The following is a 15,783-nucleotide window of genomic DNA, read 5'->3' as shown; positions in this document are numbered from 1 at the left end:
GTAATAAATATAAGCCCTGCAGGATGCTTTTGTTTTATACTCAGACGAAGAATTGTGTACTAAAAAAACTTTATACAAATAAACATTGCTTATGAAAACAATAACCTCTACGCTTTTTACTTTAGCACTTCTTTTTGGCTTTCTGGAGGTAACACATGTCAGGGCGCAGTCGGCTAAGTTTGGTAAAGTAAGCGAAGCCGAGCTAACTATGAAGTCTTATGAAAAAGACACAAGTGCTACGGCTGTTATATTATCAGACTATGGAAGTTCTTATTTTACCTATTCCAGTGGATTTCAAATAGTGTTTGAACGGCATACGCGCATCAAAATCCTGAAAAAGTCAGGGTACGATTGGGCAAACGTATCAATCCCATACTTTCAGAGGGGGACTGATAGAGAGAAGGTTAACTCTATAAAAGGCTTTACCTATAATATTGAAGACGGGAAAATAATAAAAGACAAACTGGAATCTAAGGTGACTTTTGATGAGCAGATGAACGAGAACTGGTCTGCTAAAAAGTTTACGATGCCTAACGTGAAAGAAGGTTCTGTTATTGAGTTCTCTTATACAATATTGTCTGATTTCGTTTATAACCTGCGGGATTGGGAGTTTCAGCATACAATACCTGTTGCCTGGAGTGAGTACCGTGTAAAAATTCCTGAATATTTTGACTATAAGTTCTTGCAAAAAGGTTATGTGCCTTTTTACGACTCAAAGCAGGAAAAGACAGTTGGTGCGCCAGGGAGTAGTACAGGAGCCAAGTTAGACAATAATGCCTATGTATGGATGATGAAAGATGTGCCGGCACTGCGGGAGGAAAAGTATATCACAACTCTAAGTGATTATCAGGCTAAGATTGAGTTTGAACTACAATCCGTAAAGTTTCCGGGTGAGTTGCAGAAGACCATGACAGGTAACTGGGAGGACGTTACAAATGATTTGCTTAAAAGTGACCGGTTTGGAACACAACTGAACCGTAACGGATTTTTTAAAGATGAAATTGCAGCTGTTGTGGCCAAGCATACAGGTGCAGAAGAGCAAATGCAGGCCATTTATGACCTGGTGAAAAGTAACATGAAATGGAACGGTAAGAATAGGGTATATACAGAAGCCCCAATCCGCAAAGCCTACGACAACCGTACGGGCAGTTCTGCCGAAATAAACCTGTTGCTGACAGCTATGTTACTGGAGGCTGGCTTAGATGCTGCTCCTGTTTTAGTTAGTACACGAGACCATGGGCGTGTTTTTGAAGGATACTCGCCTATGCTAAACAAGTTTAACTATGTGGTTTCGCAGGTAAAGGTAGCAGATAAGGAATACCTGTTAGATGCTACTGAGCCACTTCTTCCTGCTGGTATGCTGCCAGTGCGCTGTCTTAATGGAGTAGGACGTTTGATCAAAAAAGAGGACCAGCGATGGGTTGAACTGAAGCCTGTGTTACCTTATGTAAAACTTTTTAGTGCAGAACTTTCTATTGACGGCAACGGGGAAATCAAAGGGAAAGCTACGGAATCTATAGGAGGTTATGAAGCTCTTTACATGCGAAAGAACATATTGGAAGAAGGCGAAAATAAATATGCGGAACGTATTGCAAAAGATTTTGGAGATTATAAAATAAGCAAACCTGAAATCAAGAACCTCGACATGATTACCCAGGCGCTTGCCATTAATTATGATATAACAGCAAACGAAAACGGTAAGGCAAACAGCGTTATCTACCTGAACCCGATGGTAGGCCACGGTGAAAAAGAAAACCCTTTTAAGCTTAATGAACGCACGTACCCTGTTGACTTTGCTGCTCCAATAGATGAAACATTCATCTGTAAGTTTGTTATACCTGAGGGATATGAGCTAGATGAAGTGCCGAAAGGTCTTTCAGTGGCGTTGCCGGAGAGTGGCGGCAAATTTATCTACATTGTTCAACAGAAAGGGAACATCTTAGAGGTAATGAGTAAAATAAGTATTAGCAAACCTATGTTTTATGCACAGGAATACCCGTATCTAAAAGAATTTTATAATCAGATAATAGCAAAACATGCAGAGAATATAGTATTGAAGAAGAGTTTGGCTGTTGAATAACGAGTTTCCCTGTTTTCTCGCCCGTCACTCTATTGCAGAACTTGAGTGGCGGGCATATTACAAGAGGGTATGTATGGCGGCAGTATGTTACTTCTATGAGATAAACAGTAGAAAATATTGATCTTTTTTGATACATTTATGCCCTCATTAGCAGCAGAATTTCCACAAAAGAGTATGAAAATAGTTTTTTATAATGCTTGTTTAGTAAATCGCTTTACCATATTAATCAAACAAGTTGAATTGTGCAGGAGGAGTACACCAGATATAAGTATGGGGCTAAATTTAAATGCTACTACTTTGGTCTCTTCTGTAGTAAATTGTCTTCCCTCAAAAGTATCAGATTACCTATAATATTTGATAGTTTCAAACTAGACTACTAATCGGTGTTCCTGTGCCTAACTGGAAAGCTTGTTCCTGTTCCGTGACACTCTATCTTAACTAAGCCAAAATATCTATTTTAAAACAAACAGAATAATGATTAAATCATACCTTATTAAAAGGCTTCTTTTTATAATTCCTTTAATAGCTTTTACTATAGAAGGTTTTGCTCAGGATACTTATACTATAAACGTAGATGCAAATAAACTAACAAAGGTATTATCAGACAATCCAATAGGTATCAATATGGATTATTTGGTGGACGATGATAGCTATGATCCTGAAGGGCGTACTATCTCTACTAAAGATGCTTTAAAGAATTTGAATGTTAGCATGTTAAGGTTTCCGGGAGGTGAAAAAGCTGATAATTATTTATGGTCACAATCTCCTTTTACATCCATAAATCCTTCTTTGTCTTCAAAGGGAAAATGTTATTTCCCTAACTCAGAGTTTCAGTTTACCAAAGATGATACTGCAACACTAGAGGAAACTACCCTTGATTTTGAAGAATTCATGAAATTAGTAGACTACACAGGCGCTGAACCATTTATTGTAGTTAATGGAGACGGGCAGTACGAAGCCAGGGATAGTAATTGTAAAGGGGACTCTCTAGCTTCAAGAAGCTACTTAATTAAAGTAGCAAAGGCGTGGGTAAAATATGCGAAAGATCACAAGTATAATATTAAATACTGGATGATTGGGAATGAATCGTGGAATAAAACTATTACGGCTGCTCAGTACAGAGATGATGTAATCGATTTTGCCACTGCCATGAAAGAAGCAGATCCTGATATTAAAATAGTTGTAAATGGTAAGGATTTGAACAGGGACAACATGAACTGGTGGGCAACTTTGCTTAATAACGAAAAAGCTGCTTCTTTGATTGATTACTTAGGTATAAGTGCTTTTCCTGTATATGTGTGGGACGGTTACAACGATTATAAAGATGGTGTCCCTGATTTAACCAAAGAAATAAGAAAGGCTAAGGAAGCTATCAATAATAGTGCATATGCACGAGATAGAGTCAGGTTATTAATTTCAGAGACTAACTCAATGGACTGGGGGCCTTTTTTTGAGAAAGGGCAAGGCTGGACTAGTTGGGCCAACGATGTGGGTCATGCCTTAATTGCTTTTGATATTATTGGGAAACAAATAGTTGATGATAAAGTTGACTTTACATTGTTCTGGACTACAAGGTATTTTAATTATAACTATGAGTTTAACTTACCTATTTATAACGCCCTTAGCAGCGATGGCAGTTTACAGGCCAATGGAAAAGCGATATCACTATGGGGTAAGTACTTATTAGATAAAGTTGGATCTATTACAAATGCTACTGATGGTTCTTATATTGTTTCTTATGCCACTAAAGACGAGAATTACTTAAATGTGTTCTTAATTAATAAGGACGATCAGAATTCTAAGAAAGTAGCCCTTAACCTGAATAATTTTAGTAATAGTGGTTCAGCAAGTGTGTCTGTCTTTAAAGGAAGCTCTATTGTAGATATTGAACCTGACATTATTGAGTCAATTGGATCAATAAAGGCAGATGAAGGTAGTAATAAGACAGGTTTCTCTATTACAGTTGATCCTGCGTCTATTACGGTACTGCAATTTTCAAGCGATTCACTCCCGGTAGAGCTCGTTTACTTCAAAGCACAGCGAAAAAACAATGACGTTGAGCTAACCTGGCAAACTGCTTCGGAAAGAGACAATGCTGGTTTTGAAGTGCAGGTGTCAGATAATGAGGCAAAATCTTTTAGGACTTTAGCTTTCATCAAGTCTTCTTCCGGAGGGAATTCAATGGTGCCTATTTCATATTCTTTCCTGGACCAGGAAGCAGGAAAAAGTGGCTCACGTTATTACCGCCTAAAGCAAACAGACTTTGATGGAAAAGTAACCTATTCCGCAATAAAATCAGTTGAGTTTGAGGTTCAGGATCAAAAGGCACTTGTTTATCCAAACCCGTTCGGGAGTTCCTTCAATTTCAGCATCACATCTAAGTCTGAAGAAGAAGTAAACATAAGTGTTGTGAACACTCTTGGAAAGGTTGTTTTAGAAGATAAGGTTAAAGCGCATGCAGGTGAGAATAAGATTCCGGTAGAACTTGGGAATAGGTATGCAGCAGGAGTATATTTTTTGAGGGTGTCATCAGAAAGCTGCAAACAAACTTTTAAAATCCTGAAAAGGTAGTTCTAAACTTAAATAACAATAGCCATATATCGTATAAACAAACATAATGAAGCTCCTTTACTCTTTTATATGGCTTTTGCTAGGGCTGTCAAGCATAATGCAGCAAGCATTGGCCAGCATTCCCGCAAAAGCAGTTACCCTTGTTGACCTTACTAAAGATGCCAACGCTATTATACGCTCAGAGGAAACAGTATTTACTGTAAACTCCATTGGCAGTGGTGTTACTAAGTACAAAGCTACCATTACCATACTTAACGAAAACGGAAAGCATCATGCAAAGCTCTATGTGCCTTACGATAAATTAAGTAAGGTTGATAATATTACAGGCACCTCTTATGACAAGTCAGGTAAGAAAATAAAAACACTGAAGAATAAAGATATTATAGATATCAGCTCAGTGTCCGACTTTTCGCTGTTTGAAGATAATCGTGTAAAGATTGCTAACCTGACTTATACGATCTACCCTTATACAGTAGAGTTCGAATACCAGGTAACAACTAAGAATATGCTGTTTTATCCGCTGTGGCGCCCGCAAAGTGAGGAAGACCTATCAGTAGAGAAGGCATTGCTACGGGTAGAGGTGCCAAAAGGAATGAAACTGCGCTATCGCGAGAATAATCTGCAGGAAAAAGTAACGCAGGAAAGCACCCCTACATATGATGTGTACCTGTGGCAGGTAAAGGATCTGGCGCCGGTGGTGGAAGAACCTTATGGCCCGTCTCTGGCGGAACTGGTACCCGAAGTACGCACAGCACCCACATATTTTGAGGTGGAGGGCTATCAGGGGAATATGGAAACCTGGCAAAGTTACGGGCAGTGGGTAAATAAGCTTAACACAGGGCGTGATGTACTGCCGGAAGCTACTAGGCAAAAGTTGCAGGAAATGGTAGTCGGGGCAACATCACCGGAAGAAAAGGCTAAGAAACTATATGATTACCTGCAGGGTAAAACCCGATATGTTTCTATACAACTAGGTATTGGAGGATGGCAGCCTTTTGAGGCTTCTTTTGTAGATAGCAAAGGCTACGGCGACTGCAAAGCCCTTACTAATTATACGCAATCTATGCTGAAAGCTGTTGGTGTGGACTCTTACCAGGCATTGATTCGAGCCGGAGATGGTGCTACGGACGTTATTACAGATTTCCCGAGTAGCCAGTTTAACCATGTTATATTGTGTGTGCCTTTGCCGAAAGATACGCTGTGGCTGGAGTGTACGAGCCAGACAACTGCTGCTGGTTATTCCGGTAGCTTTACAGGTGGCCGCCACGCGCTTCTAATTACGCCTGATGGCGGAAAGCTTGTAAAAACGCAGTTCTACAAGGCTGAAGACAATGCGCAGAAGAGAAATATTAAGGTGCAGTTGGATGAGGCAGGTAATGGTACGGCAACAGTAACTACAGTTTATACAGGGGAGCAGCAGGAGTCTCGTAGCCAGGCAATTCATAGCTTAAAGCCCGATGACCAGAAGAAATGGCTGTATCAGCAGATAAAAGTTCCTTCCTATGAAATTCTGAGTTATGGGTTTGAAGAACAGAAAATGCGCCTGCCAGTTGTAACAGAAAAGCTGGAGTTGAGTTTGCGCCAATGTGCTACCATAAGTGGTAAGCGTATGTTTCTGAGTCCAAACCTAATGAGTAAATGGACTTACATTCCTCCGCAACCTGAGAAGAGAAAAACCGATGTAGTACGCAATATGGCCTTCTTCGATTCAGACTCTGTTGTTTTCGAATTACCTGTAGGCTATACATTAGAGTATCAGCCGCAGGATGTCGTGCATAAGTCAGAGTTCGGAGAGTATAAGGCTACTATAAAAGTTAACGGCCCGGAGGTAACCTACATCCGCACTATGCAGATGTACGACGGACGTTTTAGCTCCGAGTCTTATGCAAGGCTGGTAGAGTTTCTGAACAATGTTGTAAAAGCTGATGGGGATAAGGTAGTTTTTGTGAAGAATATAAATTAAAGTTATTGAGTACAAAATATTAGAGCCAATAAGTCTGAGCACTTATTGGCTCTAATATTTTATAAAGTAGCTGTTATAGTTACCTGGGCAATGTCCGCTGGTGCCATTGAAGTGATTCAGGAAAATAGTGGCACATATGAATGCAAGTAAGAAAATATTTAAATATTTCTTCTGAAAGCTGCGTCTTTTCGGGAATGGCTCCGTCATCAGGGTGTAAAATAAATTATAACACCTTCAAGACGAACAAAACAGCCATGAAAAGATTTCACGTAAATGTTCGGGTAAATAACCTGCAGGAGTCAGTTGATTTTTATTCGGCTTTATTTGCAGTTGAGCCAACTGTACAAAAAAATGACTATGCAAAGTGGATGCTGGAAGACCCCAGGATTAATTTTGCTATATCACTTCATCCTGAACATGCTGGCATTGAGCATTTAGGTATACAGGTAGAGAATGAGCATGAACTGGCCCAAGTATATATCAACATGAAGAAGGCAAAAGGAGTAATTCGGGAAGAGGGAAAATGCACCTGCTGCTATGCCAAATCAGAGAAGTCGTGGATAACAGACCCACAGGGAGTAGACTGGGAAACATTTTATACTTTTGGAGAAGTGACAGTGTATGGCGAGGGAAGAAATGCTCATCCAGGAAAGGAAACTTTGGAGCCTGGTAAATATTCAATAAATTCATTTGGGCATGTGTTAGTAAAATAACAAAGTAGTAGAGCGGGCAGATCAGTAATAGTAATAAAGCATTACTTTTACTGATCTTGCGTCCTTAACGTCTTTCAATTATGGAATCTACAGCAGTAAGTGCAGCAATTGTGGCAATGTTACCTGAGCATTATAAAGAGGTAGCGGAAATATACAGGTCAGGTATAGCTATGGGTAATGCCACGCTTGACACAAGAGTTCCGGATTGGGAAGAGTGGGATAAAGAGCATCTGAAACATAGCCGCTTAATAGCCATGGTAGGCAGAAAGATAGCCGGGTGGGCTGCTCTTACACCTGTTTCAGGCAGATGTATCTTTAGTGGAGTGGCCGAAGTAAGTGTTTATATTCATCCGGCCTATCAGGGAAAAGGTTTAGGGAAACAACTATTGTATAAACTGATTGATGTATCCGAAGCAGAAGGCATCTGGACGCTTCAGGCTGGAATTCTAAAAGAAAATGTAGCCAGCTTAAAATTGCATGAAAGTTGTGGCTTTAAGCTACTGGGAGTACGGGAGCGTTTGGGTAAACTTAATGGTCATTGGCGCGATATATGTTTGTTAGAGAAGCGAAGCAATAAAGTAGGTTTATAAATGGAAAACTGCTGTAATACTCCCAGGCGAACCCGCTGTGAGCCACAGAACTTATGCACTATAGTAGCTCCTGTTTTTATGGAGTATGAGGCCCAACTGAAAGCATTTGTACTGAAACGGGTACAAGACAAAGACGAGGCAAATGAAGTACTGCAGCAGCTTTACCTGAAGCTTTACAAAAATTGTGAGCAATTGCAGGAAGTGCATCACATAAAAGCTTGGCTCTATCAGATTACGCGAAATGCCGTATATGATTTCTTTCGGGAGCACAGCCGTTATGAAAGTATAGATGAAAACTATCTGGAGAAAGCGGACTTGCCGGAGCAGCCCAGGCGGGATCTGGAAGAACTGGTACTACCGTTGATAAACCTGTTACCTGCTGAATATGCTGAGCCGCTCCGGTTAAGTGACTTGGAGGGAGTTAGCCAGAAAGAGATTGCTGAACGGTTAGGCATGTCTTATTCTGGTGCTAAGTCAAGGGTGCAACGAGGCCGTGAAAAGTTAAAGCAATTATTTATGGAATGCTGTCACTTGGAGTTCAGCCACAACGGCCAGATAGTAGGCGCACAGGTCAAAGCTGGCTGTAAACCATTAGGGGAATTGAGGGAAAGCTCTTTCAACTTCTGACTTAACAGTCCTATATCAGAACTTGTATCTCACCTGCACTTTTACATCTGATCTTCTTGCTCCTTCTATCGTTTCCAGACCAGAACCTATGCTACTTTGATTACGGTAATGTGTAAGGCCATATTTAATCCAGATATCCAAATCAGGGAGTGGGCGGAACTGAAGCAGCGTGTATAACCTGGTGCCTCTTCCACTGAAGGCTGGAATAGAGAAAGCATAAAGTACATCACGCTCATACACATATTGGCGGGTGTCATAGCTGTCTGTATCGAAAATAGCATAACGGGTGCTAAGGCGTATCTTGCTGAAGTTAAGGTTAATGTCCTGCGCAATCAGGTAGCCAGTAGATTTGGGCGATTCCTGCTCAAAGCTGCTGAACTGTACCCGCGATTTCAGGTTTATAACCCTTGTAGGTGAAAATTCATAGTAAAGAAGGTAGTTCACTTTTACTGCCTGTGCTACATAGTCAATGTTAGTAGTGTTATTAGCAAAATTTCGGCCTTTACTTTCGGTGCGGAATTGTGCGTAGAGCGATGTTAGCTTAGATGGACGAAAATAAAGCCGAATTAAATACTCGATTCCATAAGAGGGAGCATCCACCAGGTAGCGCAACCACGGAAAACGGAAGCGGTCATAGTAAGCAGTTAACTCCCACTTAGAAAAAGGTTTTAGTTTGATGCCTGTATAAAAGCCTGTTTCGTTGATATTGCGGGTGCCTTCCCCAAAAGCATTACCGTAAGACGAATGAAAGTTGCGGGCGTAATGGCGGTAGAGCAGAGCGAGTTCAGCTTTATTGGAAAGATTTGCTACTAAGCCATTAACTGTTCCGAGGCCACCGCTTTTACTTATGGCTGTCTCTCCAAATAAGTATATATTTTGCCAGGTATAGCTGTAATTGGTGCCAATATTATAATTGTCTGTACCATTAAACTCAAAGCGCTGGTAAGGGGCTCCTGCTTTTTGTATGGGCGAACTATAATGAGTACCCATAGCAGTTAGCCCAATGTTCAATGTTCTGTCGCGGGACTGATAACTGGCATTAGCGCCATAAGTCTGCTCCCGTACACTTCTTTTGTTAGCCAGTTCCGTTGGTGTGCGATGAAAGCCTGTAGTCTGTATACCTGTAAAGAAGTCACCAACACTTTCCAGCGTATCCAATTGAGCCTGCAAATTGGCATCTACACGCTTAATAGAGTAAAAGCTGGTAACATTTATTGCTCCTAAATTATAGGTAGCGGCTGCGCCACGGAAATAGGCGTACTCCAGCACCGAACTGTAGGGCCTGATACCAAGGTTAGCTCTGCTAACAGTGTTGATGGTTTCGCTGCCCTTGCCCACGCTATACCCCGATGATAGTAACAGCCCCTGCCCGATTTGTAGCTGATAGTCTCCAAGGGCTATGGCTTTAAACTTGCCCTTATTGTAAAGCTGCAAATGAGCTGAGTAAAAGTCGAATCCATAGCGTCGGGTTTCAGGGCTCCAGGTAAATTGTTCGCCAGCGTCCTTCTCGGCTGTAATGCCAAAGCTGTAGTCGCGGGCATGGCTAACGCGGTAGCGAAGGTACAGTTTTTCAGGAGAGCCTAAATAACGACTCCTGGACCGGCCGCCTGAGTCAACAGGCATATAGCCGCGGCGCTGTTGTAGTGTGCGCTCATACCGCATTATCAAGGCATTGTTGTCTTCACCTATTACACGCTGCCACAGTGGCCGTTGGTCGGCCTGAAGCCCTGCATCCTGTACCCTTACAAATGGCACCAGTTGATAAATAGTAACCAAATCAAAGTCTGGTACAGCTTGTAATTCATAAATACTTAGGAGCCTGCCGTTTTCCTCTATATACTTGAAAAGCGAGGCAATTTGCGGGCGTGACAAAATGAACAGGGAAGCCAGTTCTTCAGGCGTAGCATTGTTCAGGTTTAATGGGCGCTGGTAGTAGAGAAACAGTGTTTCGTAAAAGTCTTCGTAGGGGATGTCCTCATCTTCCTGTTGTGCAAAAAGCTCCTGTACGAGCAAATCAAAATCAACACTCTGGCGCGGGTAATCCTGTGCTTGTAACGGGCATATCAAATAAAAAGTAAACCAGCAGAGTGGTAAATATCGTACCATAGGCAACAGCACCTAGTTTCTTAAGTCTTATCAGGCATTAATGATTATAATGCACATCAACTAAAATAGTTACATGGAACTTTATCATATCTTTTCTGCTATACTTGTTGTTTCAGCTTTCTTTGCCTATATCAATCAAAAGTACATAAAGCTTCCTGGTGCGATTGGTTTACTGTTGGCGGGCCTCTTTGTGTCATTGGTTGTGCAGGGTATAGGAGCTCTGTCGCCAAACTTTATAGAGGTAGTGCGAGACAGGCTGAACGACATTGACTTTTCCGAAATTCTGATGGATTTTATGTTGAGCTTCCTTTTATTTGCCGGAGCGCTGCATACCGATATGAAAAAACTGGCGGCGTCTAAGTGGCCGATTCTGGCTTTTGCCACAATTGGTGTGCTGATATCTACTTTTGTGACAGGCTCTCTGTTCTACTACCTGCTGCAGTTTATGAACATGCCAATAGATTATATCTATTGCCTGCTTTTTGGGGCACTTATCTCGCCTACAGACCCTATTGCTGTACTTGGTATTCTTAAGAAAGCTGACATTCCAGAGTCTTTAGAAACAAGTATAACAGGAGAGTCTCTTTTTAACGACGGTGTGGGCGTAGTGGTGTTTACTTCTCTTTTTCAGATAGCGCAACAAGGTGCCGGAGATGTAGAGTTAAGCTTTATAGGGAAGCTTTTTCTGGAAGAGGTAGGAGGTGGTATCGCATTAGGTTTAGCAGTAGGGTACATGGCCTACCATCTTATGCGACGAATTGACCACTACCAGACTGAAGTGCTTATTTCACTGGCTGTGGTAACAGGTGGATACAGTATTGCGCAGTATCTGCATTTTTCCGGACCATTGGCAATGGTAGTGGCAGGTCTTTTTATTGGTAACCAAGGCACACAGCATGCCATGAGCGAGATAACTGCCGATTATTTGGGTAAGTTTTGGGAGATGGTAGACGAAATTTTCAATGCTGTGCTTTTTGTATTAATAGGTCTTGAATTGTTGTTAATTGAGTTCCACACTAATTATGTGGTAGTCGGGCTTATTTCAACTGCTATTGTAATGTTGGTGCGTTACATAGCCTTGGCTATTCCATCGTTTGCTTTAAGGTTAAATAAAACTTTTGCCCCAAACACTTTATCTATCATGACCTGGGGTGGCTTACGGGGTGGTATTTCTATAGCCCTGGCACTTTCGCTGACACAGGGGATGCAGCGGGAAATAATAACAGCAGTTACTTATACTGTAGTGCTCCTGTCGCTGACCTTACAAGGGCTGACTATAGACCCATTTATAAGAAGAGTATCCGGGAAAATAAAGGCGTAAAATATTCTTGTGCCGTTGCTTCTTTTAAGTAATTGTAAGCCACCTGAAAGGTTATAAGATTTATTTAACCGGGTCGGTTTTAAAAAAACATAATGATCTTAAATCTGGTTGTATTGTAGAACAACAAACTTAAAGCAAAGAACTTGTAGCGTATATAGCTCCTGCGAATGTTTGTACCCCAAGGTATTACTTTACAAAGCTATAAATGACAGAGAGATGATGGCTGGCTCCAAGTAAGGTAGTAGAGCCGAAGGCATAAGCTACCTGTAGTTGCCTGGCAAGAAAACCAATACCAAAAGTTGCTCTTTGTGTTTGGGTAGTGAAGCCAGTACGGAGACAGAACTTGTCCTGTAATAACTGGTACTCAATTCCTGTTTTAAAATCTGCAGGATAATCAATATGCTTTTCTGTTTCTACAGCTAATAATAGTTTTGCGTATGGTCGGTAAGAGAGACCTGCTTTCATGATGGTCGGTAAGCGTTCATCTTCAAAAGATGCTAGTTTCGCCTGGTTTATGTTCTGAGCATAAGCTCCAAAATACAGCCCGGGCACCACTTCTGCCTGTCCGCCTATCGACAGCGTAAATGCTTTTCTGCTGCCATAGTTTTCTATAGATACCTGCCATACATCTGCTTTTACGCCTAAGCTAAACTGCCCCAGCTTATGCCCAAAGCCTAAGCCAATGTGCTGCTGACTATAAAGGTGGTCTCCGAACCTACTTAAGCTTACACCATAGTTACCGTATTTAGCAGTAGGAAGAACTACCTGTAGTGCTGTAGTGGTAAATGCCTGTATACCAAAACGATTTTCTACAGAGACTCCGGCTTGCAACTGCTCCAGGCTGGCTATGCCTGCTACATTATTGTTCAATGCCCATAGGTCTGGCAGTGTTACTGATGCGTTGCCTAACGCTGCTGCCCGGGCACCAAAGGGTACATCAGCCTGAGCCTGTGCTAAACAGGGAAGCAAGATGAGCGAGAAGTACACATTAACTTGTAAAAGTTTATTTATCCCATGTGGTTGGCTTTTAACTTTGTCTTGTTGTATAGGTGTACGGGCTGAGTAACATTTCTTTACATCTTGTTAAGGATTTAATAATAAACAGATTGTCGGAGCTTACATATTCCCAAAACCTTTTGCCTTTATTCTCTTTTAAGAAGAGAAAGATGTTTTATCCTACTTAAGTTTCTCGTTATGAAAATTGATTTGAAGAATAAAGTTGCCTTGGTAACAGGAGGTAGTAAAGGAATTGGTAGAGGTGCTGCATTGGCACTTTCTGGGGCCGGAGCAACAGTCGTAATATGTGCCCGAAACCAAGAAGAACTGGAAGCGGCCGCTCAGCAAATTTCAGAAAGAACCGGAAATAAGGTGTTACCTGTTCCTGCCAACGTAATGGATGAAGGATGTGGATCATTTGATAAGGAAAATTAAAGACGAGGTAGGAGATGTAGATATACTGGTAAATAATGTAGGGGGAATAGGAGAAACAGGTGACTTTGAGGATATTTCAGAAGACATTTATTTGAAACTGTACGACTTGAACGTGGTGTCGATGGTGCGGGTAACAAAAGCTGTTTTACCCGGCATGAAAGCCAAAGGCTGGGGGCGCATCATTAATATGTCATCTGAAAATGGGCTGCAGCCATACCCTGATATGGTTCCTTACAACCTGACTAAAGCTGCCGTCATCAACCTTAGTAAAGCTTTATCAAAATCGCTAGGTAAGTGCAATATTTTAGTAAACACTGTTTCACCTGCTTTTATTTACACGCCGCTGGTGGATAGCATGATGCAGAAACAGGCGGAAAGCAAAGGTATCTCTAAAGAAGATGCAGAACAGAAGTTCCTTGAAAAGAACCGCCCTGATATTGTACTTGGCCGGTCAGGAAAAACAGATGAAGTGGGGGCAGCTGTTGTCTTTTTAGCATCAGAGCAAGCGTCTTTTATTACTGGTACTAATCTACGTGTAGATGGTGGTTCTGTGGCTTCTGTTTAGATGGCTTTGGTGAAAATCCAGCATTTGGGATTGTAATAAATATGTCAGTCAAAGATGTTAAGCTATAGTAAAGGATTCTTTTACCTCTGTAAAATTGTTAACTTATTCTAACAGAAATAATGTTATAGTTAAACTGTTGAAATAGAGTTTAATTGCAGAACAAAATCATGAACTGGATTCTTAAGAAAATAATGCTGGGGTTAATCTGGGTGTACCGCAATATGATATCGCCGCTGACGCCAGCCAGCTGCCGCTACACGCCTACTTGTTCCCAATATGCTGTAGATGCTGTAAATAAATATGGCCCTTTTAAGGGAGGATGGATGGCGCTAAAACGCATTGGCAGGTGTAACCCCTGGGGTGGAAATGGTTATGATCCGGTGCCTTAGCTAAAAATTGAAGGTTACATTACTTAGCCTTCACTACCTCTTTCATCCATTCCCTGATTGTCTCTAATGCTACCGGAGCAATTGTCTCCTCTATTTGAGCATATTCTGTATGAAGTCCTGTGTTGGCTGTTTGGAGCAGGTGGTTAAGGTTAGGTAGTTCTTTTATGGCTTACTTCTTATTTCCCCCGTTTGTAAGGCCTTTTCTATGGCTGGTAAGTTCTGCTGAGCAGGTACCTGCAGATCTTTAGAACCTGCGATGGCAAGCACAGGCATTTTAAGTTTTCGGATATCCGCAACAGGATTATAGTTTAGGAAGTAGCGCATCCAAGGGGTGGTAAGTTGTGCTGCAATAGCAGTTGTGTTCTCATCGGAGAGGCCAAGACCTTTCTGTTCTGCTGGCGTAAAATTAGAGAGTAACTTTTCTTCTAGGTTCTTTATTGTTTCTGCTGCAACGGCATTTTCTGAAGTAGATGCAGCCGCTTCAAATTGTGCTCTCCGTACATGGAGCAGTTTCTGCAACGTTTCCTGAGGCACTCCAGCGGCTTTATATAATACTTCGTTTTGAGCAACCAGTAACTCTGTGCCAGGTACGCCGCTGCCGCCCATAAATACTACAAAGGCAATATCTTTATTTAAGGCGGCAATTTTAGTGGCTATCAAAGCCCCTTCGCTGTGGCCCAGCAGGCCAACTTTGTTTCTGTTTACGTTACTATGGTTTTTCAGGTAATTAAAGGCTGCCTGTGCATCTGAAGCAAAGTCTTCTGTGGTTGCTGTAGCATAATTGTCTCCTGATTTACCTATGCCACGGTCATCGAGACGAAGCACAGCAAAGCCCTGTTTTGTTAGGTAGTCAGTCAGCACGAGGAATGGCTTATGCCCCAGTGTGGTCTCGTCGCGGTCTTGTGGTCCGGAGCCAGTAAGCAATAGTACTGCAGGATACAGACTTTTATCTTGTGGTAAAGTTAGTGTGCCAACTAGTCTTATGCCAGCTCCTTTATTATCTACAGTAACTTCTGTTTCCTGATATGAATATGGCTTTCCCGGCTCCTGCAGACGTTTTAGAGGCGTAGTAGCTCCCTTTCTCAGTTGTAGTGGGAAGGTTTGGCCGCCTTGTTTCCAAAGGCCATTAATGGTTTCTGCTCCTGTAAGTTTGCCTTCATAAGCACCGCTTATGGCTTTTATGTCCAAATAAAGACTGCTTTACAGATTGTACAGGAATAATGCCCTTAGCTCCTTGTATGGGGCTATCTATTGTTGCTGTAAGCGTGCCACCGAGAGCAGCACTGATGTGGAAAACCAGTGGTGTTTGCGTTCCGGCTACACTTAGTGAACCGTTCCAGTCACCAACTACACGCTCTGATCTGGTTGTGGTGCCTGTTGTGCAAATGCTGTTATGACAGAAACTGTCAGCTCCCCTGTAAATAGAA

Annotated in this window: 11 protein-coding genes and 2 pseudogenes; 9 read left to right on the top strand and 4 right to left on the bottom strand. The window is 41.8% G+C overall.

All coding sequences use genetic code 11. The features are described from left to right. Window positions 1-91: 91 nt before the first annotated feature. The 6 genes from LN995_RS09745 (at window position 92) to sigZ (ending at window position 8,544) form a co-directional block, all read left to right on the top strand. Window positions 92-2,080, top strand: a complete 1,989-nt coding sequence (locus LN995_RS09745; RefSeq protein ID WP_229960771.1) for a DUF3857 domain-containing protein — start codon at window positions 92-94, stop codon at window positions 2,078-2,080. A 474-nt stretch (window positions 2,081-2,554) separates the two neighbouring features. Then, on the top strand, window positions 2,555-4,651 hold the full coding sequence (locus tag LN995_RS09740) for a T9SS type A sorting domain-containing protein (RefSeq protein WP_229960769.1): 2,097 nt from the start codon (window positions 2,555-2,557) through the stop codon (window positions 4,649-4,651). A gap of 97 nt (window positions 4,652-4,748) precedes the next feature. Further along, complete coding sequence (locus LN995_RS09735) at window positions 4,749-6,614, top strand: DUF3857 domain-containing protein (protein ID WP_229960768.1); 1,866 nt, start codon at window positions 4,749-4,751, stop codon at window positions 6,612-6,614. Between the two features lie 254 nt (window positions 6,615-6,868). Next, window positions 6,869-7,327 (top strand): ArsI/CadI family heavy metal resistance metalloenzyme, encoded by a 459-nt coding sequence (locus tag LN995_RS09730; RefSeq protein WP_229960766.1) that lies wholly within the window; start codon window positions 6,869-6,871, stop codon window positions 7,325-7,327. Window positions 7,328-7,407: 80 nt separating this feature from the next. Then, on the top strand, window positions 7,408-7,917 hold the full coding sequence (locus LN995_RS09725; protein ID WP_229960764.1) for a GNAT family N-acetyltransferase: 510 nt from the start codon (window positions 7,408-7,410) through the stop codon (window positions 7,915-7,917). Further along, window positions 7,918-8,544: an RNA polymerase sigma factor SigZ gene (gene sigZ, locus LN995_RS09720; RefSeq protein ID WP_229960762.1), complete on the top strand. Its 627-nt coding sequence runs from the start codon at window positions 7,918-7,920 to the stop codon at window positions 8,542-8,544. It abuts the gene before it with no gap. A 15-nt stretch (window positions 8,545-8,559) separates the two neighbouring features. Here the strand turns inward: sigZ and LN995_RS09715 are convergent, their stop codons facing one another. Then, complete coding sequence (locus LN995_RS09715; RefSeq protein ID WP_229960760.1) at window positions 8,560-10,650, bottom strand: ComEA family DNA-binding protein; 2,091 nt, start codon at window positions 10,648-10,650, stop codon at window positions 8,560-8,562. Between the two features lie 73 nt (window positions 10,651-10,723). Between LN995_RS09715 and LN995_RS09710 the strand changes: the two genes are divergently transcribed. Then, window positions 10,724-11,971 carry a cation:proton antiporter gene (locus LN995_RS09710; protein WP_229960758.1) on the top strand — a complete coding sequence of 416 codons (1,248 nt, stop codon included), beginning with the start codon at window positions 10,724-10,726 and terminating at the stop codon, window positions 11,969-11,971. A gap of 186 nt (window positions 11,972-12,157) precedes the next feature. Here the strand turns inward: LN995_RS09710 and LN995_RS09705 are convergent, their stop codons facing one another. Further along, window positions 12,158-12,958 (bottom strand): PorV/PorQ family protein, encoded by an 801-nt coding sequence (locus tag LN995_RS09705; RefSeq protein ID WP_229960756.1) that lies wholly within the window; start codon window positions 12,956-12,958, stop codon window positions 12,158-12,160. Between the two features lie 207 nt (window positions 12,959-13,165). Here LN995_RS09705 and LN995_RS09700 point away from each other — a divergent pair. Together LN995_RS09700 and yidD are read left to right on the top strand one after the other, a co-directional pair. Continuing rightward, window positions 13,166-13,967, top strand: a pseudogene (locus LN995_RS09700) (SDR family NAD(P)-dependent oxidoreductase). A 191-nt stretch (window positions 13,968-14,158) separates the two neighbouring features. After that, window positions 14,159-14,356 carry a membrane protein insertion efficiency factor YidD gene (gene yidD / locus LN995_RS09695; RefSeq protein WP_377469788.1) on the top strand — a complete coding sequence of 66 codons (198 nt, stop codon included), beginning with the start codon at window positions 14,159-14,161 and terminating at the stop codon, window positions 14,354-14,356. Between the two features lie 162 nt (window positions 14,357-14,518). Here the strand turns inward: yidD and LN995_RS09690 are convergent, their stop codons facing one another. Together LN995_RS09690 and LN995_RS09685 are read right to left on the bottom strand one after the other, a co-directional pair. Next, a complete protein-coding gene (locus LN995_RS09690; protein ID WP_229960752.1) occupies window positions 14,519-15,544 on the bottom strand; it encodes an alpha/beta hydrolase family protein in 1,026 nt (341 codons plus the stop codon). Beyond that, window positions 15,513-15,783: pseudogene (locus LN995_RS09685) on the bottom strand (hypothetical protein); the annotation flags it as partial. The gene LN995_RS09690 and the pseudogene LN995_RS09685, both read right to left, overlap by 32 nt.

Origin of the sequence: Pontibacter silvestris (assembly GCF_020907275.1) — a bacterium.
Taxonomy (GTDB): domain Bacteria; phylum Bacteroidota; class Bacteroidia; order Cytophagales; family Hymenobacteraceae; genus Pontibacter; species Pontibacter silvestris.
The sequence above is the reverse complement of the archived record's forward strand: the minus strand, read 5'-3'. Positions and strand labels throughout refer to the sequence as shown.

Coding starts and splice junctions, on each gene's coding strand:
- LN995_RS09745 (WP_229960771.1), top strand. CDS start 92: ATGAAAACAATAACCTCTACGCTTTTTACTTTAGCACTTCTTTTTGGC.
- LN995_RS09715 (WP_229960760.1), bottom strand. CDS start 10,650: ATGGTACGATATTTACCACTCTGCTGGTTTACTTTTTATTTGATATGC.
- LN995_RS09740 (WP_229960769.1), top strand. CDS start 2,555: ATGATTAAATCATACCTTATTAAAAGGCTTCTTTTTATAATTCCTTTA.
- sigZ (WP_229960762.1), top strand. CDS start 7,918: ATGGAAAACTGCTGTAATACTCCCAGGCGAACCCGCTGTGAGCCACAG.
- LN995_RS09730 (WP_229960766.1), top strand. CDS start 6,869: ATGAAAAGATTTCACGTAAATGTTCGGGTAAATAACCTGCAGGAGTCA.
- yidD (WP_377469788.1), top strand. CDS start 14,159: ATGCTGGGGTTAATCTGGGTGTACCGCAATATGATATCGCCGCTGACG.
- LN995_RS09725 (WP_229960764.1), top strand. CDS start 7,408: ATGGAATCTACAGCAGTAAGTGCAGCAATTGTGGCAATGTTACCTGAG.
- LN995_RS09710 (WP_229960758.1), top strand. CDS start 10,724: ATGGAACTTTATCATATCTTTTCTGCTATACTTGTTGTTTCAGCTTTC.
- LN995_RS09735 (WP_229960768.1), top strand. CDS start 4,749: ATGCAGCAAGCATTGGCCAGCATTCCCGCAAAAGCAGTTACCCTTGTT.